The sequence below is a fragment of the Pseudomonas sp. GW821-FHT11G12 genome (genome assembly GCF_058808055.1).
Window position 1 is genome coordinate 285,793 of record NZ_JBXARH010000010.1, and the last position, 18,474, is coordinate 304,266.

The 18,474-nt window shown below is 60.4% G+C and carries 17 protein-coding genes and 2 tRNA genes; 7 read left to right on the forward strand and 12 right to left on the reverse strand.

Going from position 1 to position 18,474, the window contains the following annotated elements; all coding sequences use genetic code 11:
• Positions 1–15 precede the first annotated feature (15 nt).
• The 4 genes from lpxK to AC1RR7_RS26110 all read right to left on the reverse strand — a co-directional run bounded on the left by lpxK (position 16) and on the right by AC1RR7_RS26110 (position 4,408).
• Positions 16–1,026 (reverse strand): tetraacyldisaccharide 4'-kinase, encoded by a 1,011-nt coding sequence (lpxK, locus tag AC1RR7_RS26095; protein WP_096820945.1) that lies wholly within the window; start codon positions 1,024–1,026, stop codon positions 16–18.
• A complete protein-coding gene (locus AC1RR7_RS26100) occupies positions 1,026–1,454 on the reverse strand; it encodes an ExbD/TolR family protein (RefSeq protein WP_007950767.1) in 429 nt (142 codons plus the stop codon). Before AC1RR7_RS26100 ends, lpxK begins: the two co-directional genes overlap by 1 nt.
• A complete protein-coding gene (locus tag AC1RR7_RS26105) occupies positions 1,451–2,086 on the reverse strand; it encodes a MotA/TolQ/ExbB proton channel family protein (protein WP_162803506.1) in 636 nt (211 codons plus the stop codon). Before AC1RR7_RS26105 ends, AC1RR7_RS26100 begins: the two co-directional genes overlap by 4 nt.
• 78 nt (positions 2,087–2,164) lie before the next feature.
• Positions 2,165–4,408 carry a DNA internalization-related competence protein ComEC/Rec2 gene (locus AC1RR7_RS26110; RefSeq protein WP_493158712.1) on the reverse strand — a complete coding sequence of 748 codons (2,244 nt, stop codon included), beginning with the start codon at positions 4,406–4,408 and terminating at the stop codon, positions 2,165–2,167.
• Positions 4,409–4,562: 154 nt separating this feature from the next.
• On the opposite strand from AC1RR7_RS26110, the gene AC1RR7_RS26115 reads away from it, so the two are divergent.
• Positions 4,563–5,081 (forward strand): DUF2062 domain-containing protein, encoded by a 519-nt coding sequence (locus AC1RR7_RS26115; protein ID WP_096820943.1) that lies wholly within the window; start codon positions 4,563–4,565, stop codon positions 5,079–5,081.
• A 55-nt stretch (positions 5,082–5,136) separates the two neighbouring features.
• On the opposite strand, the gene AC1RR7_RS26120 is transcribed toward AC1RR7_RS26115, so the two are convergent.
• The 4 genes from AC1RR7_RS26120 to AC1RR7_RS26135 all read right to left on the reverse strand — a co-directional run bounded on the left by AC1RR7_RS26120 (position 5,137) and on the right by AC1RR7_RS26135 (position 8,304).
• On the reverse strand, positions 5,137–5,916 hold the full coding sequence (locus AC1RR7_RS26120; protein WP_102622526.1) for an ABC transporter permease: 780 nt from the start codon (positions 5,914–5,916) through the stop codon (positions 5,137–5,139).
• Positions 5,913–6,845: an ABC transporter ATP-binding protein gene (locus tag AC1RR7_RS26125; RefSeq protein WP_085612257.1), complete on the reverse strand. Its 933-nt coding sequence runs from the start codon at positions 6,843–6,845 to the stop codon at positions 5,913–5,915. Before AC1RR7_RS26125 ends, AC1RR7_RS26120 begins: the two co-directional genes overlap by 4 nt.
• Before the next feature lie 132 nt (positions 6,846–6,977).
• The gene (locus AC1RR7_RS26130; RefSeq protein WP_493158713.1) at positions 6,978–7,601 is read right to left on the reverse strand and encodes a glutathione S-transferase family protein; all 624 of its coding nucleotides are present in this window, start codon (positions 7,599–7,601) and stop codon (positions 6,978–6,980) included.
• 43 nt (positions 7,602–7,644) lie between these two features.
• Entirely contained in the window at positions 7,645–8,304 is a 660-nt protein-coding gene (locus AC1RR7_RS26135; RefSeq protein ID WP_493066343.1) for a transglutaminase-like domain-containing protein, read from the reverse strand.
• A gap of 247 nt (positions 8,305–8,551) precedes the next feature.
• Between AC1RR7_RS26135 and AC1RR7_RS26140 the strand changes: the two genes are divergently transcribed.
• Both AC1RR7_RS26140 and AC1RR7_RS26145 read left to right on the forward strand, forming a co-directional pair.
• Complete coding sequence (locus AC1RR7_RS26140) at positions 8,552–10,999, forward strand: acyl-CoA dehydrogenase (RefSeq protein WP_493158714.1); 2,448 nt, start codon at positions 8,552–8,554, stop codon at positions 10,997–10,999.
• Between the two features lie 74 nt (positions 11,000–11,073).
• Positions 11,074–11,481 (forward strand): PA2817 family protein, encoded by a 408-nt coding sequence (locus AC1RR7_RS26145; RefSeq protein WP_007950758.1) that lies wholly within the window; start codon positions 11,074–11,076, stop codon positions 11,479–11,481.
• Positions 11,482–11,540: 59 nt separating this feature from the next.
• Here the strand turns inward: AC1RR7_RS26145 and AC1RR7_RS26150 are convergent, their stop codons facing one another.
• Entirely contained in the window at positions 11,541–12,536 is a 996-nt protein-coding gene (locus AC1RR7_RS26150; RefSeq protein ID WP_493158715.1) for a LysR family transcriptional regulator, read from the reverse strand.
• A 90-nt stretch (positions 12,537–12,626) separates the two neighbouring features.
• Here AC1RR7_RS26150 and AC1RR7_RS26155 point away from each other — a divergent pair, with 90 nt between their 5' ends.
• The 4 genes from AC1RR7_RS26155 (at position 12,627) to AC1RR7_RS26170 (ending at position 16,689) form a co-directional block, all read left to right on the forward strand.
• Positions 12,627–13,253, forward strand: coding sequence for an alanyl-tRNA editing protein (locus AC1RR7_RS26155; RefSeq protein ID WP_192558720.1), 627 nt, complete (start codon positions 12,627–12,629; stop codon positions 13,251–13,253).
• A 90-nt stretch (positions 13,254–13,343) separates the two neighbouring features.
• A complete protein-coding gene (locus AC1RR7_RS26160) occupies positions 13,344–14,114 on the forward strand; it encodes a 2OG-Fe(II) oxygenase (RefSeq protein WP_096820936.1) in 771 nt (256 codons plus the stop codon).
• A gap of 1 nt (position 14,115) precedes the next feature.
• A complete protein-coding gene (locus AC1RR7_RS26165) occupies positions 14,116–14,754 on the forward strand; it encodes a LysE family translocator (RefSeq protein WP_096820935.1) in 639 nt (212 codons plus the stop codon).
• 195 nt (positions 14,755–14,949) lie between these two features.
• Complete coding sequence (locus AC1RR7_RS26170) at positions 14,950–16,689, forward strand: dipeptidase (RefSeq protein WP_493158716.1); 1,740 nt, start codon at positions 14,950–14,952, stop codon at positions 16,687–16,689.
• A 63-nt stretch (positions 16,690–16,752) separates the two neighbouring features.
• Here the strand turns inward: AC1RR7_RS26170 and AC1RR7_RS26175 are convergent, their stop codons facing one another.
• The 3 genes from AC1RR7_RS26175 to AC1RR7_RS26185 all read right to left on the reverse strand — a co-directional run bounded on the left by AC1RR7_RS26175 (position 16,753) and on the right by AC1RR7_RS26185 (position 18,473).
• Entirely contained in the window at positions 16,753–18,114 is a 1,362-nt protein-coding gene (locus tag AC1RR7_RS26175) for an MATE family efflux transporter (protein WP_493158717.1), read from the reverse strand.
• Between the two features lie 205 nt (positions 18,115–18,319).
• Positions 18,320–18,395 (reverse strand) — tRNA-Gly (locus AC1RR7_RS26180).
• 2 nt (positions 18,396–18,397) lie between these two features.
• Positions 18,398–18,473: transfer RNA gene (locus AC1RR7_RS26185), tRNA-Glu, on the reverse strand.
• Between the last annotated feature and the right edge of the window lies 1 nt (position 18,474).

Genomic DNA, 18,474 nt, shown 5'->3' on the forward strand with positions numbered 1-18,474 from the left:
CTGGATAAAAACGGTTTAAGGCAAAAGCCGATCCGGCAACAGGCGCATCAGTTGCGTGTCGAACCAGGCCACGAAGGCCGGCGACGGCACGGCATCGACCGCCAGGTACCACCAGTCGGCGGCAGCGAAGGCACGGCACTTCACCGCGTCCTTTTCAGTCATCACCACTGGCAATGACGGCGTGAAACTCAAGGCCTGCACGCTGTATTCGGCGTGGTCGGCAAACGCGTGGGGCACTGGCCGCCAGTCTAGCGCTTCGAGGGTATTGAAGAAACGTTGCGGATTGCCGATCCCGGCGACTGCGTGCAGTGCCTGACCGGGCGAAAAGTGATCGAGGGGCCGGCGTTCGCCGCTGAGTAGATTGACCAGTGCGGTGGGTTGCAGACGGAAAGCGAAACCGTCCTCGCGGTCCGACGCCGCGCCGTTGAACAGCACGCCATCGACGCTTTGCAGGCGCTCGATCGGTTCACGCAACGGGCCGGCGGGCAGGCAGCGTTTGTTGCCCAGCCCTCGGGCAGCGTCAATCAGCACCAGCTCAAGGTCCCGCGCCAGACGATAATGCTGCATGCCGTCATCGGACAGGATCAGGTCCAGCGGCTCGCTGGCCAGCAAGGCTTTGACGGCGGCGCCGCGATTCGGGTCGATCATCAGCGGCACACCGGTGCGCTGCACGATCAGCAATGGCTCGTCACCAGCGATTTCGGCGCCTTGATCGGCTTCGACCCGCCACGGCAACTGCGGCGGCTTGGCGCCGTAACCGCGACTGACCACACCGACCCGCAGCCCGCTGCGCCGGCAGTGTTCGATCAGCCACAGAATCATCGGCGTCTTGCCGGTGCCACCAACCGTGATGTTGCCGACCACGATCACCGGCACCGGCGACTGATAGATCTCGCCTTCACCATCGAGAAAACGCTGACGCTTGCCGGCCACGACGCGGCGGTACAGCCACTCCAGCGGCCGCAACAGCGTCAGGGCCGGATGCCCCTGATACCACGCGGCGAGCAGACGATCGGACATGGCCATCAGGATTTGGGCGCCGCCTCGACCGTGGTCATGCGCAAATGGCTGAAACCGAGCTTGCCGGCCGCGTCCATGGCGGTGATCACGGATTGATGCTGAGTCTTGCCATCGGCACTGATCGACAACGGCATGTTGGTGTCACCGTTGGCTTCTTTCTGCATGGCTTCCATCAGGGTTGCCAGGTCGTTCTTCGGCAGAATCTTGTTGTTCACCGAAAACACGCCTTCAGCGCTGATGGCCACGTCCAGTTGCTTGACCTGCTGATCCTCGGCCGGCGAGCCGCTGACCGCTTCCGGCAGGTCGACACGCAACTGGGTTTCGCGGGTGAAGGTGGTGGTCACGACGAAAAACAGCAACAGAATGAACACCACGTCGATCAGCGACGCGAGGTTGATGTCGATCGTTTCCCGGGGTTTGCGACGGAATTTCACGCTTTGCCCCCGGCCAGATCGACGTCACGGTCGCCCTGCACCACTTCCACCAGTTTGATCGCTTCCTGCTCCATGCCCACCACCAGCTCATCGATGCGGCGTTGCAGGAAACGGTGGAAGAACACCGACGGAATACCGACCATCAGGCCCGCTGCCGTGGTGATCAGCGCCTTGGAGATACCACCGGCCAATACCGAAGCGTTGGTGGTCATGCCGGAACCGGTGAAGGCACTGAAGATGTCGATCATGCCCAGCACCGTACCCAGCAGACCGAGCAGCGGCGACATGGCGGCGATGGTGCCCAGCGCGTTGACGTAGCGCTCCAGCTCGTGGATGACCCGGGCGGCGGCCTCTTCGATGCACTCTTTCATGATCTCGCGACCATGCTTGGAGTTGGCCAGGCCCGCAGCGAGGATTTCACCCAGCGGCGAGTTGGCGCGCAATTCCTTGAGTTTTTCCTTGTTGAGCTGCTTGTCCTTGATCCAGACCCAGACCTGACCCAGCAGATGCTCAGGGGTGACGCGACTGGCGCGCAGCGTCCACAGACGCTCGGCGACGATCGCCATGGCGGCGATGGAACTCAGAATGATCGGCAACATCATCCAGCCGCCGGATTTGACCAATTCCCACACAGTGACAGCCCCCTCGAAAAAGTGCGCCACTTTACCATACCGGTTCGCGATAAAGACCCGTCGCCCCGACGACCGTGCTCAACGGTACGCCGCCCCCGGCAGTGGCGGGTCGCGCCAGAAGCGGCGCTGCTGACGCATCGACCGGGCCGGCTGGAATCTGCCCAGTTGCAGATGAATGGCGCCCTGCTCGGCGCTGTCATGGATGCGCAGATCCAGCTTGCGGTAACGGGCGATGACCGTCGGATGCGGATGCCCGAACGAGTTGCCCTGCCCCCGGGAGATCAGCACGTCCCGGGGCTGCAAAACCTTGAGCAACGCCATCGAGGAAGAACTGCGACTGCCATGGTGCGGGGCTTGCAGCCACCGGGTCGGAACCGCCAACGCGCTGTTGAGCAAATCCCGTTCGGCAGCGGTGTCGATATCGCCGGTCAGCAGCAACCGCTCGCCGTTGGCTTCGATCTGCAGGACGCAGGAACGCTGGTTGCTGTCATGGGCGTCGGCCCACTGCCATAGATGAAAGGCAACGCCATCCCATTGCCATTGCCGACCGCTGTCACAGGACTCAGCATTCAGCGCTTCGGGCAGGCCCGGCGGATCGCCGCTGATCACCCGGCCGACCGGTAATCCTCTTGCCACCGCCAACGCCCCACCGGCGTGGTCGGCGTCAGCATGGCTGAGCAGCATCAGGTCGAGTCGCTCCACACCCAGTTTGTGCAAGGCCGGCAGCACCACCCGTTCACCCACATCGAAGTCACCGAAACGCGGGCCGCTGTCGTACAGTAATGTGTGGTGACGGGTGCGTATCAGAATCGCCAGACCCTGGCCGACGTCGAGCTGCCAGACATCCGCCAGGCCTTCGGCCAGCCGCTCCCGGGGCGGTAATGCCAGCACCAGCAGTAACGGCCAACCCAAGGGGCGCAACGGAACGCCTCGGGGCAGCAATAACAGCAGTGCACCGATGCAGCCCAGTGCCAGAACCCAACCCGGCATCGATGCTGCAACCCACGCTGGCCAACGCCCTGCGATCTGGGCCAGAGCCCGGAACAATCCATCGACCAGCCCGCCGGCCAGCCACAACAGACCTTCGCCGACATAGGGAATCGGCAACAACAAAGTGCCCAGCAATGCCGGCGGCAGCACCACAAAACTGATCCACGGCACCGCCAGCAGATTGGCCAATGGCCCGCTGAGGCTGATCGGCAAGCCCAGGGTCAGCAACACCGGGCACAGGCCGATAGCGATCAGCCATTGCGCTCGCGTCCAGGTCTGCCACCAGCGCCAGGGTCCCAGTCGACCGCCGAAGGTGAAAATCAGCACCGCCACCGCCGCGAAGGACAACCACAATCCCGGACGCAGACTGGCCAGCGGGTCCATCAACAACACCCCATTGAAGGCCAGCAACAACGGCCACCAGGCACCGAGATGGCGAAATCGCAATCGCCACAGCAACACCAGCGCAACCATCACGCAGGCCCGTCGCACCGGCACATCGAACCCGGCCAACAGCCCGTAACCCAACGCTGCCGCGAACGCCAGACCGCACGCCCACGGCAACCATGGCCAACGCAATGGCCACACACCGAATCGCGCCAGCCCGGCGACCAGCCCATACATCACCGCCGCCAACAGACCGATGTGCTGCCCGGAAATCACCAGCAGGTGCACGGTGCCGGTGTCCTGCAGAATCTGCCAGTCCTCGCGACTGAGTCCCGAGCCATCACCCAGCACCAACGCCGCCAGCGCTGCGCCTCGACCCTGGGTGTCCACTTCCAGCAGACGCCGACGAATGCCGTCCCGCCAGGCCCATTGCGCCGCCGCCAGCCGACTGCCGTCCTTTACCGTGCCGGTGGCGCCGATGCGTTGCGCCAACAGCCAGGCCTCGTAATCGAAGGCATCGGGATTGAGCAGCCCGCCGGGACGTTTGAGCTTGACCGCCAGGCGCCAGCGCTCACCGCTGTTGACCGATGGCCCGTCGTACCAGGCGAGGCGCATCAGCGACGGCAGTTTCTCGTGTCTCGAACGGGCATCGGCCAGTTCGAAGCGCACCACTCCATCACCATTCTGTGGCAGGCCGACTACCCGCCCTTCGACCCAGCGCGTCTCGCCGTCAAGCTTCGATGGCAGTCGATCATCCAGCGCCCACTGCGCACCGATGCACGACCACGTGAATCCAAACAGCAAAAAAGCCAGCGGATAGCTGCGAAACGGCAGCAGCATCAGCGCCACGACCGGCAGCAAAACCATCCACCCGACCGGCGGCAACGCCGGTAAAAAAACCGGAACCAGCAGACCGACCGCCAGCGCCATCATCCCTGTGCGCATACGCTCGTCCTTGATTGCGACTTTCCGGAAAAGTCTCCCCTCACAAGGCATAGCGGGTGTTGGTCACAGTCGTCGTTATCAATTGTCACAAAGTCTGAATGGGCGGTTCGTAGAATCCAGACATACTTGCCGCCTTAACCGACCGAGAAGCCTTATGCCCCGGCGCTTATTCAAACGTTACATGCCCGATCCGACGAGCATCAGGGAACACAAATCCTTACGCTTTCTCGGCACGTTGCTGCATGACCCGAACCTCTGGCACCTCAATCGTCACTCGGTGGCCCGGGCCATGGCCGTTGGCCTGTTCGCGGCGTTTCTGCCGATTCCTGCGCAGATGCTGGTGGCGGCGGCACTGGCCATAACGGTGCGCGGCAACATGCCGATTGCCGTCAGCCTGGTCTGGCTGACCAATCCGATCACCATGCCGGCCGTGTTCTTCTGCACCTATCAGGCCGGTGCGTGGTTGATGGATGTTCCCGCCCGCACTCTCCCCGACGAATTGACCTGGGAATGGATCAGCGGAGAACTCTCGACCCTGTGGCAACCCTTCCTGCTGGGCTCGGTGGTGGTCGGACTGGCGCTGGGCGCCCTCGCCTACTGCGTGGTGATGATGTACTGGCGCTGGTGGGTGGCCCGGCAATGGGCGCGGCGCAAGAAAAGTCGCCAATCGTGAATGCAAAACGGCCTCCACTGTGGGAGGCCGTTTTTTTATTGCGACACCGGATGAATCAGGTACGCATGCCGCGTCCGCTTACCAGCAACCGTGCGCAACCGACATACAGCACCACAGTGGCGACCAGCATGAAGGTGATTGCGATACCGATGCGAATGTCCGAAACGCCCAGGATGCCGTAACGGAAGGCATTGACCATGTGCAGCACCGGGTTGGCCAGCGACACGGTCTGCCAGAACGGCGGCAGCAAGGTGATCGAGTAGAACACGCCACCGAGGTAAGTCAGCGGGGTCAGCACGAAGGTCGGGATGATCGAGATGTCATCGAAGTTACGTGCGAACACGGCGTTGATGAAGCCCAGCAGCGAAAAGATCGTCGCCGTCAGCACCACCACCAGGACGGTGACGCCCAGGTGATGCACCTGCAGGCTGGTGAAGAACATCGACAGGATGGTCACGATAACCCCCACCATCAGACCGCGCAGCACGCCGCCGAGGGTGTAGCCGATCAGAATCGTGTGCGGCGACACCGGCGACACCATCAGTTCTTCGATGGAGCGCTGGAACTTGCTGCCGAAGAAACTCGACACCACGTTGCCGTAGGAGTTGGTGATCACCGACATCATGATCAGCCCCGGCACGATGTACTCCATGTAGGTGAATCCACCCATGGCGCCAATCTGCTTGCCGATCAGGTTGCCGAAGATCACGAAGTACAGAACCATGGTGATCGCCGGCGGCAGCAGAGTCTGCGGCCAGATCCGGGTGAAGCGTTTGACCTCGCGGTAAACGATGGTGTTGAGGGCGACGAGGTTGGGGCGCAGCTCGGAACTCATACCGCCACCTTCGACAGATTTTTCTCCACCAGGGACACGAACAGCTCCTCGAGGCGATTGGTTTTATTGCGCAGGCTCAGCACTTCGATGTTCTGCAGGGCCAGTTGGCCGAACAGCGCAGTGATGCCCATGGACTTGTCGACCTGGACTTCCAGTGTATGCGCGTCCACCAGACGGGCCGGATAGCCGACCAGTTGCGGCGCAACCGCCAGATCGCTCTTCAGATCGAGCAGGAAGGTTTCCACATGCAGTTGCCCGAGCAACTGACGCATGCTGGTGTTCTCGACGATGGTGCCGTGGTCGATGATGCCGATGTTGCGGCACAACTGTTCAGCCTCTTCCAGGTAATGCGTGGTGAGGATGATGGTGATGCCTTTCTGGTTCAGCTCGGTGAGGAAGGTCCACATCGAACGACGCAGCTCGATATCCACCCCGGCTGTCGGTTCGTCGAGGATCAGCAGGCGCGGCTCATGCACCAGTGCGCGGGCGATCATCAAGCGCCGCTTCATGCCGCCGGACAACGAACGCGACGGCACATCGCGCTTGTCCCAAAGGCCAAGCTGGGTCAGGTACTGTTCGGCGCGTTCCTTGGCGATCTTCGCCGGAATGCCGTAGTAACCCGCCTGGGTCACGACGATGTCGAACGTCTTTTCGAACTGGTTGAAGTTGAATTCCTGGGGCACCACGCCAATCGAGCGCTTGAGCGCCGCGGGGTTCTTGTCCAGGTCGTGACCGAAGATATTCACCGTGCCGCTGGTCTTGTTCACCAGGGTCGAGAGAATGCCGATGGTCGTGGATTTGCCTGCGCCGTTAGGGCCGAGCAAGGCAAAGAAGTCACCTTCGGCGACGTCCAGATCGATACCACTCAAGGCCTGGAACCCGTTGCCGTAGGTTTTGGTTAGCTGCCGGATGGACAGAGCGGAACTCATATCGGATTTACGCACCAAGAAGAGAAAAAGGACTGAATGACGGCGGGCGGCGAGGGAGACAACCGCGGCACACAAGCGCAATGGTGCTTGCCGCCGCCGCACAAGTACAGTCAAGTGTGTCGATAGTAGGTATTAAGTCAACGCGGTCATGACGGCTTTTTGATACGCCGGGCGCTGCTTCAGTCGCGCATACCAGGCCTCCAGATGAGGCATCGGCGCACGCTCGATCGGCATCTCGAACCAGGCATAAATGAAACTGCCGAGCGGAATATCGCCCATGCCGATTTCACCGCCGGACAGATAAGGCTGGTTTTTCAGGGCCTGATCGGCCATCGCCAGCAACCCTTCGCATTCCTTGATCGCAGCATGAATCGCCGGCCAGTCCTGCTTGTCCGCCGGGGTGCGCAGAACGCCCCAGAACACCGTACGGAAAGGGCCTGCGAAACTGGACGTGGTCCAGTCCATCCACTTGTCGGCGATCGCGCGGGTTTGCAGATCTGCCGGATACCACGAGGTATTGGCCGCATGCTTGGCCAACAGGTAGCGAACGATGGCGTTGGATTCCCACAACACGAAACCGTCGTCTTCGATCACCGGCACTCGACCGTTCGGGTTCATCGCCCGGTACTCAGGCGTGTCGACCACACCGAACGCGCCACCGGCATCGATCGCCTCGTAGGCCAGCCCGAGTTCTTCGGCAGCCCACAACGGTTTTCTGACATTCGACGAATTCTTGCGACCCCAGATCTTCAGCATGACCGCCTCTTTTCCATTGAGTGGGCGAGCAGCATACGCCGGATCAGCGGCTGCCGACATTACCGTGCATGTCACTGGACAGTGGCGTCTGCTGATCGTTGAACAGGTGCGGATAGCATTTCTGCAGATGTTCGAAGAAAAAAGATTCCGGTACATCGGCGAACTGGCCGTGATCGACCAGGTACTCCATCAGCAGCGCGCCATCGCTGTTGTACGGGTGAAAAACACTGTCGTTTATGCCGTCGAATTCCAGCGGTGCAACGTTGAACATTTCGCAGAGCTTCTGGTTGAACGCGGGTGTGGCTTTCACCCAGCGATCATTGAGAAACAGCTCGGTATAACCATGCATGGCGAACACTTCGCTTCTCAGCAGCTCAAGCAGACGCGGCGTCGACAGATGGTTTTTCACATCCGCCAGACCGATGCGTGCGGGGATCCCGCAATGGCGCGCGCAACCGGCGAGCAACGTGGCCTTGGGCACGCAATAACTTTCACCCGCCGCCAGCGCGTAGCTGCCGCGCAAGGTCTGCGGGTCGCGGCTGAAGGTGTACATGTTGTAACGCACCGCCTCGCGCACGGCGTAATAAAGACTGATCGCCTGCGCGCGCGGGTCGCGGCTGGCACCACGGTGCTGTTCTGCGAACTCCACCAGCGAGGGGTGGTCACTATCGATGAAGCGGCCGGGGCTCAGATACTCGCGCATGACGACATTCTCCTGGATGAACCCGGAGTCTAGCGAGAGGATCAGCACAGAGATAACGACGTTTCGGCCAAACATGGACGCAAAGCCGCGGAGTCTGCGAACGATTTCCCACGGGTGTTGCCCACCGAACCTACAAAAGACATCCAGGGATTCCCACGATTTAGATCAGCTTGCTCTGACCGCCCCGTTTTGCAGATGCCGTCTAAGCTCTGGAGGGTCGTTCGCCCTGGTTCACGGAGGATTGAATATGCTGTTGTTGTGGATACTGGTTCTGATCGTCGGCGTGGCGTATCTGGCCCACCGGCGCATCGCCCCGTTGCCTGCACTGGGTATCGTCGCGGCTTACCTGCTGGCGATGGGGATTTTCAGCCACGCGCCAGGCTGGTTGCTGCTGATCTTCTGGGTCGTACTGGCCATCGTTGCGGCTCCGCTGCTGTTGCCGGATCTGCGCCGCAAACACTTCAGCGCGCCGCTGTTCAACTGGTTCCAGAAAACCCTGCCGCCCATGTCGCAGACCGAGCGCGATGCGATCGATGCCGGCACGGTGTGGTGGGACGGTGAACTGTTCAGCGGTCGTCCGGACTGGGAAAAACTGCTGTCCTATCCCAAGGTGCAACTAAGCGACGAGGAACAGGCGTTCATCGACGGCCCGACCGAAGAGCTCTGCGCGATGGTCACCGACTGGCAGATCGGCCAGTCGATGGACCTTCCACCCGAAGCCTGGACGCACATCAAGGAACACGGTTTCTTCGCCCTGATCATTCCCAAGGAATTCGGCGGCAAGGGTTTCTCTGCCTACGCCCACTCCCAGGTGGCCATGAAACTGGCGACCCGCAGCGGCGACCTCGCCTCCACCGTGATGGTGCCCAACTCCCTCGGCCCAGCGGAACTGCTGCTGCATTACGGCACCGACGAACAACGCAATCATTACCTGCCACGGCTGGCCCGGGGCGACGATATTCCGTGTTTCGCGCTGACCGGCCCGCTCGCCGGTTCCGATGCCGGAGCGATGCCCGACACCGGGATCATCTGCAAAGGCCAGTGGGAAGGACAGGAAACCCTCGGCCTGCGCCTGAACTGGGAAAAACGCTACATCACCCTCGGCCCGGTCGCGACCTTGCTCGGCCTGGCCTTCAAGGCCTACGACCCGGATCACCTGCTCGGCGATAAAGAAGACCTGGGCATCAGCCTCGCGCTGATTCCGACCGATACCGCCGGCGTTGAGATTGGCCGTCGCCACTTGCCATTGGGCGCTGCTTTCATGAACGGCCCCAACTCCGGCAAGGACGTGTTCATCCCGCTGGACTTCCTGATCGGCGGCCAGGACATGCTCGGCAAGGGCTGGATGATGCTGATGAACTGCCTGTCGGTCGGGCGTTCGATTTCCTTGCCGGCAGTGGGCACTGGCGCGGCCAAGTTCACCAGTCTGGTGACCGGGCAGTACGCGCAGATTCGCGAGCAGTTCAATGTTCCGCTGTCGGCATTCGAAGGTATCCAGGAAGCGATGGCGCGCATTGGCGGCAACGCCTGGATGATGGACGCTGCGCGGATGCTGACCGCCAATGCGGTGGATCTGGGCGAGAAGCCCTCGGTGCTGTCGGCGATCCTCAAGTATCACCTCACCGAACGTGGTCGCGAGTGCATCAGCCACGCCATGGACGTGCATGGCGGCAAGGCGATCATCATGGGCCCGAACAACTACCTGGGTCGCAGCTGGAACGGCGCGCCGATCTTCATCACCGTGGAAGGTGCCAACATTCTTTCGCGCAACCTGATGATCTTTGGTCAGGGCGCAATCCGCTGTCATCCGTTCGTGCTCAAGGAAATGGCCCTCGCCGGTCGCGAGGACAAGGATCAGGCACTCAAGGAGTTCGATGGCCTGCTGCTCAAGCACATCGGCTTTGCCGTGAGCAACGCTGCCAGCACGCTGGTATTGAATCTTGGTTTCGGCCATTTCGAACATGCACCGGGAGACAAGCTCAGCCAGGGTTATTTCCGCGCGCTCAACCGTCAGGCTGCCGCGTTTGCGATGCTCGCCGACCTGAGCATGATGCTGCTGGGCGGCGAACTGAAACGCCGTGAGCGTCTGTCGGCGCGCCTGGGCGATGTGCTGAGCAACCTGTATCTGGCCTCGGCGGCGCTCAAGCGTTATCACGATCTCGACTCCCCGGCGTACATGGAGCCGTTGTTCAGATGGGCCATGGAGGAAAGCCTCGGCCAGTCGGAAAAAGCGCTGGATGAACTGCTGACCAACTTCCCGAACCGAGTTTTCGGCTGCCTGTTGCGAGTGATCGTGTTCCCGTTTGGTCGTCGCCACAAAGGCCCGTCGGACAAGCTCGGGGCCGAAGTGGCCGGCGTCATCGGTCGGGCCAAGGGCGATCCGGCACTGGAAGAACTGCTTGCCGGCTGCTATCGCCCACAATCGGCGGACGATGCGGTCGGCGCGCTGCAACATGCCTGCGATCAGTTGAACGCTGCGCAACCGCTGCACAAGAAACTGCACACCTCGCTCAAAAGCGGTCAGGTCAAACCGGTCGCAGGGGAACACGCCATCGATGCAGCACTGGAGGCTGGAGTGCTACAGGCAGTGGAAGCCCAGACCCTGCGTGATGCCGAAGCGGCGCGGCGCAAGGTGATCGATGTCGATGATTTCGACAAGGAGGAACTGAAACCCGCGGAAGGGAAAGTCCGCTGATCCCTTCAATCAGTGAAAAACGGGCGCAGGCGCTTTATACTCCCGCGCCCGTTTTGCTCTTGAGGACTTATCTCGTGTCCAACGTCGTTGCCGATCATCTGGTTTTGCTCGACCACCTGCGCAGTATCCTGGTCGCCGTAGGTGAGGCCGATCAGGTTCCCGAAGAAAGCCATGCCCTGTTCCTGGAGCGTTTCGACGAACTGCTGGCGTCACTGCCGATCGAGCCGATCGAAAGCCAATACCTGGGCCAGGACATCCTGACTCAAGTGATTACCCGCTATCCGCAAATTGCCCACCTGATCCCGCGGGATCTGCTGTGGTTCTTCGCTGGCGACTGCCTGCACTACCTGTCCGATGAAGAAATCGACATGTATCAGGCACTGGAAGAGCGCCGTTACGAAGCTGAACAGAACGACGAACCGTTCGACTGGAATCAGGAAAAACAACTGCTGGCGATGTCCGCCCAGGACAGCAAGCACTGATTTTCGCCCGGTAAAGAAAAGGCCCGCATGGTGATCCATGCGGGCCTTTTTTTGATCGATTAAAGCAGCCCTTCACTCTCGGGCAATTCGTACTCGGCCAAGGCTTTTGAACCGCCAGCTTTTCCGGGTTTGCTCAATGTCGGTTCTTTCTCCAGGCACTCCACCAGATAGTCGATGAACACCCGCAGCTTCGGCGGCAGATAGCGCGTCGGCGAGTGCAACAACCATAGTCCACCGTGGTAGGACGCCAGGAATGTCCAGTCCGGCAGGACCTGCACAATCAAACCTTGTTCCAGGGCATAGCGCGCGGTGAAATACGGCAGGCTGCCAATACCGATGTGCTGCAACACCGCGCCCAGACGCACGCCCGTGTGATTGGCGGCATACCGCCCTCGAACGCCGACCGTCACCGCTTTGCTGCTTTTCTTGAATTTCCAGCGCGCATCGCTCGGGGTTTCGCCCAGGTAGATGCAGCTGTGATTGAGCAAGTCGTGGGGATGAGTCGGTGTGCCATGTTCGGCCAGATACTGCGGTGTGGCGCAGAGCAAATGGTCGATAGTCAACAACTGCCGCCCAACCAACCCCGCCGGCGGGCGCTCCGTGATGCGAATCGCCAGGTCGACATGATCGTCGATCAAATCTACCTGCCGATCTTCCAGCAGCAACTCCACATCAACCTTCGGATAGCGGCGCAGAAACTCCGGCATATGCGGATGAATTACGAAGCGCCCGACCGCTTTCGGCACGCTGACCCGCACCAGTCCCTCGGCTTCGTGGGTGAACTGGCCGCTGATCTCCATCACTGACCGGGCCGCGCTGACCATCTCCTGACAGCGCTTGAATACCTCTTCCCCGCCATCGCTCAAGCGCAATTTGCGCGTGGTGCGTTGCAGCAGCCGCGTGGCCAAAGCCTTCTCCAGCCGGGAAATACTGCGGCTGACCGCCGAGGGCGACGAACCCAGTTGGCGCGCGGCTTCGGAGAAGCTGCCGGTCTCCACGACCTTGACGAAAATCGCCATTTCACCGAGCAGCGGCAGAGGGAGATTTATGCTCACAGCGCAACAGTCCTTTGATGTTTGAACGGATTATCACGTTATTGCACGATTCATATAATTAAAAAAGAAACTTTAATAAGGGCATGGAATATGACGCTTCGCCTCTTTTTCCATAGTGATGACCTCAAGGCTAATGTGGAAGTCCTCGACTGCACGCCCCACGAGAACGAGTTCGCCGTGGTGCTGCGCGCCACTCTGTTTCACCCGCAAGGTGGCGGACAGCCTTGCGATACCGGCTGGATCGGCGACAGTCAGGTCCTGCGCGTCGTGCAGGAGCCGGATCGAATCATCCATTTCGTCGATCAGCCCATCCCGCTCGGCATGACCCAGATTCGTATCGATGAAGACCGCCGTCGCTTCAACACCCGCATGCACTCTGCCGGGCATTTGATCGGCCACTTTGTCCAGGCCATGGGCTGGATGCCGATCAAGGCACACCACTGGCCGGACGAAGGCCGGGTGCAATTCAAGCCCGGGGATTCGGCTCAGGAAGTCGATGCGCAATCCGTTCAATACGGCATCGGGCAATGGATCGAACACGATCTGCCCCGCCTGACGTCTCTGCGCGAAGGTGCGCGGGAAATCGGCTTCGGTGAGCTGCCGGCCTATGGCTGTGGCGGCACCCATGTACGCAGCCTGAAGGATCTGGGCACAGTCACGATCGCGTCCCTTTCGCAGAAGAAGGGCACGTTGTCCGTCCACTACAACGTGGATTGAGGATTTCGGGCGCTGCCAGATGCAGCGTCCGACGCCGGGGGAACCGCGCTCGTCGGTTCCGTTGACTACTCGTTAGATGGACCTGAAACCATGATGCTTGACGTCGAGCGTCTCGATGAGACGTGCATAAAAAAACTGGCCAACGAAGAAGTCCTCGCCATCCGCGTCAAAGGCTTTTTGCCTGAAGACCAGGCGATCCGGATTGGCGACAAGATCCTCGCCCCCGGATTCGAGGGTTACATCAACGCCCCCAGCATCGGCCGCATCGGCATGGCGTTCTACGAGGCGGAAAACCAGCCGTTGCTGATCGAGGATTACTTCGAACGCGCCACCAGCAACATTGCCGAACTGCGTAACCGCTGCGCGCCCTACTCCTCGCCGATCGACACCCTGCGCTGCATGCTCGACGAATCCTGGCCGGCAGGCGCCCATCTGGAGAACCTGTACGGACGCAAGATGTACGTCGGTCTGTCACGGGTGGTCAAACCCGGCGTCTGCTTCCTGGCCCACCACGACATCTTCGCCAAGGACGCGCCGGAGAGTTTCCAGGCTCACAGCCTGGAGGCGCAATTCGCCTGCAACGTCTACCTGAACATGCCGACCGAAGGCGGCGCGTTGCAGATGTGGGAAGACGACATTTCACCGGACCGGTTCGACGAAATGCGCGGCGACAGCTACGGCATCGACCCGGCGCTGCTCGGCCCGCCAGCCCTCGAAGTACGCCCGGAACCGGGGGATTTCATCATGTTCAATTCGCGTCGCATGCACTCGGTGACGCCGGGCGTGGCAGATCCGCGCTTGAGCCTTTCGTTTTTTGTCGGCTATCGCGGCAATGCTTCACCCCTGACTTTCTGGAGTTGAAATGACATCGAATTACCTGGGCGAGTTTCTGGCGCTGGCCACCATCCACTTTCTCGCCGTAGTTGCTCCCGGCCCGGACTTCGCCGTGACCATTCGCCAGAGTGTGCGATTCGGTCGACTGGTCGGCATCTGCACGGCACTGGGCATCGGCGCGGGGATTTCCGTACACGTGCTGTACACCCTGCTGGGCGTCGGCGCCTTGATGCACACCACGCCCTGGCTGCTGACGGTGGCCAAGGTCGTGGGCGGCGCTTACATCTTTTACCTCGGTATCAGCCTGATCCGCAGCAAACCCAAGACAACACTGGAAGGCGAAAAGACCAGCGACGAACCGCTGGTCGAGCAATCGTTGTTCAAGGCGTTTTCCACCGGTTTCCTGACCAACGCCACCAATCCCAAGGCCACGCTGTTTTTCCTGGCGATCTTCACCACAATCATCAGCGCCAGCACGCCGCTGGAAATCCAGGCCCTGTACGGACTGTGGATGTGCGGCGTGAATGCGTTGTGGTTTGTGATCGTTGCGCTGTTCTTTTCAAGCAGCAAAGTGCGCGTGCTGTTCATGCGCATGGGGCACTGGTTCGAGCGCAGCATGGGGGTGATTCTGATCCTGTTTGCCGGGCGACTGGTGTTGTCGATGTAAGCACGCTGATCGGAGAAGCCCGGCCCAGACAGATTGGACGGGCTTTTTCGATTCTGCGCCGCTTTTGCATTTCTGTGCGACGCGTCCCACTTCGGGGGCTCCCCTATCGCTTGCTTGTGGTGTTAGTTTGCGAAACCGTCTGACGCATCGATCAGACACTTCCTACTCACTGCCTGCAAAGGAATGCCCTTAGCAATGGACTTTTCACTCAAGCAACTGGCCGCGTCGACCCTGATTCTGGCCAGCCTTTCGTCCGTGACACTGCCCGCACACGCCAACATCACACCGCAGCAAAGCGCGACCATCCTCAAGACATTCAGCGATGCAAAGGTCAGTGACTTCCGCCAGTTCCTCGGCGAACTGGCCAAGAGCGACCTGAGCAAGACCGACGACCTGCGCCCCTCCATCAGCGCGTTTCTCGACAACAAGACACTGACCGCTGAGCAGCAAAACGAAATCTATCGCCTGCTCGGCCTCTACACTCGGGCGAAATACGGCAAGGCCGCTCTCGAAACCCTGCGCGAACTGGTAGAGATTCCGACCGATCGCAAGGAAGGTGTTGCCCAGCACGAGAACCCTGAATTCATCAAGATTGCCGCCAAGATCAAGAGCCTGGCCGATTCCTTTGGCCTGAACTACCGAAACATCGACAACCGCGTCTACGAGATCTCCCTCGACGGCAGCGGCAAGGAAGTCGTGGGCATTCATGCTCACGCTGACGTTGTTCCGGTAACGCCGGAAAACTGGGTGCTGAAGGACGGCACCAAACTCGACCCGTTCAAGGTCACGCTGATCGGCGACCGCATGTACGGCCGCGGCACCGAAGACGACAAGAACGGGATCGTGGTGACGCTGTATGCCATGAAGGTCATCAAGGAAGAAAAACTGCCGCTGGCCCGCAACTTCAAACTGCTGGTGGACACCACCGAAGAAACCACCGGCGACGCGATTCCTTACTACTTCGAGCGCAACCCGACGCCCGAGTACAACCTGGCGCTGGATGGCGGCTACCCGGTGGTGATTGCCGAGAAAGGCTACGGCACGGTCATGGCCAAATTTGCCAAGCGCAAGGCCGAGGGCAAAGGCGCGGAAATCATCTCGATGACCGGTGGTATGGCTACCAACCAGATTCCATCGGTTTCGCTCGTCACGCTACTGAGCGATAAGCCTGCCGAACTGGCCGCCAGCCTGCAAAAGGCCGGTAACGAATACGCCAAACAACATGGCGGCGATTTCGAAGTGAATGCCAAGGTCGATGGCAAAGACGTAAAACTCAGCGTTACTGGCGTTTCCGCGCACTCTTCCGAACCGGAATCCGGCGTCAACCCGGTCGCCCGCATGCTGGACTTCATCCACAGTGTGGATGGCAAAATTGCGCTCAAACACAACCACATCACCGATGCCGCCCGCTACGCCGCCGACAACTGGGGCCTGGACTACAAGGGTGGCAAGTTGGGTGTCGGTTTCGCCGATGACTTCATGGGCCCACTGACCACCTCGCTGACCTATGTCGGGATGGACGACAAAACCTTCAAACTCGCGGTTAACCTGCGTGTGCCGAAGGGTAAGTCGCCGGAAGTGCTCAAAACCGAAATCGCCGACAAACTGGCGGCCTGGAGCAAGAAAACCCACGTTGCGGTCAACTTCGATTACTCGATTGCCGAGCCGATGTACCGCAATCCCGAGGGCGAGTGGGTCAAGGCGCTATTGGCCGTTTCCACCGAAAACCTGGACATGAAACACGAGTTCGGCACCTCTGCCGGCGCCACCTCGGTGCATGAACTGCCTAACGGCGTGCAATTTGGCCTGGCTCGACCTGAGGTCAAGTACACCGGTCACACCGACGGCGAGTTCAAGACGGTTGACCAGTTCCTGCTGGACCTGCAGATCGTTACCGAAATGATGGGACGGATCGGGCAACTGCCGAAGCTGTGATCAGCTGTTCACTGCCTCGATAAATTAAAGGCCCGTCGGTTTTCACCGACGGGCCTTTTCACTTCAGTCAACGACTGACCTCTCCACCCTGCTGCATCGAATAAAACGCCACCCCATCAAAACCATCGCCAGCGTCAACGCGGTGATCAGCCCCATCCAGATACCTTGCGGCCCCAAGCCCAATCCAAATGCCATCAGACAACCCAGCGGCAAACCGACAACCCAGTAACAGAAAATCGCCAGCCACATGGGGACACGGGTGTCTTGCAGGCCTCGCAATGCGCCGGCGCACAACATCTGCAATCCATCGGGAAACTGCAAAGCGGCGGCATACAGCAGAAGCGTCGACGCGAGTGCGGTGACAGCAACATCCGCGCTATACCAGCCTGCGATCGCTTCATTGCCCAGCAGCATGACCAACACCGACGCGCTTTGCGTGATCAGGACGATGACACAGCCCGCCCATGCAGCCTGCCGGACACCCTTGAGGTCCCCGCGCCCAAGCGCATGGCCGACCCGAACGGTGGTGGCCTCCGCCACGGCCACCGGGACCATGAAACACAACTGCGCCAGATTCACCGCGATCTGATGCGCCGCCAGGAAAGTCGAACCGAGCCGGCCGATCAACAACGAGGTGACAATGAAAAGACTGCCCTGGGTCAGGATTGCGATGCCGATCGGCAGCCCGACCTTCAACAAATCAACGATGCCGGCAAGACGCGGCGGATCAAAACGGGCAAACAGTTGCAAATGCGCCAGACGCTTGCCACGCCAGAGGTACACAGCGAACAGCAGCGCCTGCAACCACATCATCACGGCCGAAGCGATGCCCAGTCCCTCAGCCCCCCTTTCTGCGAAACCCAACTTGCCATTGGTCAGCACATAGCCCAACGGTGCCAGCAACAGGAGACCGCCGAAACCGAAGACCATGGTCGGACGCATCCAGTGCATCCCTTCGCACAGATAGCGCATGCAGAAAAACAGGGTCAGCGCCGGACTTCCCCAACGCACAGCCTGCAGAAAGGCCTGTGCACCGGGAATGATGTCCGGTGCAATCCCGGCGGGCGCGAGCAGAAGAGGCGCAAGACTGAGAAAGCCGAACATCAGCCCTCCCATGAACAGTGCCAACCACATGGCCTGGCGAAAGATCGGGCCGATCTCGCCTGTTCGCTCCGCGCCGTGTAAACGGGCAACTGAAGCGGTCAGCGCAATCAATGTCCCGATCGGCACCAGCATCGGCAGCCATAACAGCGCAGTGCCGAGCGTGACGGCTGCAAGAGTCTCGGTGCCATGATTGCCCGCGATGAGGTTGTCCACGAAAGCGATCAGCCCGGCGCACAGGTGCCCGATGACCAACGGGAGCGACAGCAGTGCGGTTGCACGTATCTCGTGCAGGGCACCAGGAGATGTGATGGTTCGTGACATGAAGGTGAGATCCTCGAAATCAACCAAGACGATCCGGCCGCAAGGCCGACAGGTTGGTCGTTATCTCAGAATCAGTCGTGGGCTGGCTGTCAGACGCTTCTGTGAATCACGGATTCGCTGTAGGAATCTTGTAACAGAGAACGCCAAACACAAAAACGCGCATACAAAAACGCCGCTCATCACTGAGCGGCGTTTTTGTTGAATATGGAGCGGGAAACGAGACTCGAACTCGCGACCCCGACCTTGGCAAGGTCGTGCTCTACCAACTGAGCTATTCCCGCAATGGCGTCCCCTAGGGGACTCGAACCCCTGTTACCGCCGTGAAAGGGCGGTGTCCTAGGCCACTAGACGAAGGGGACA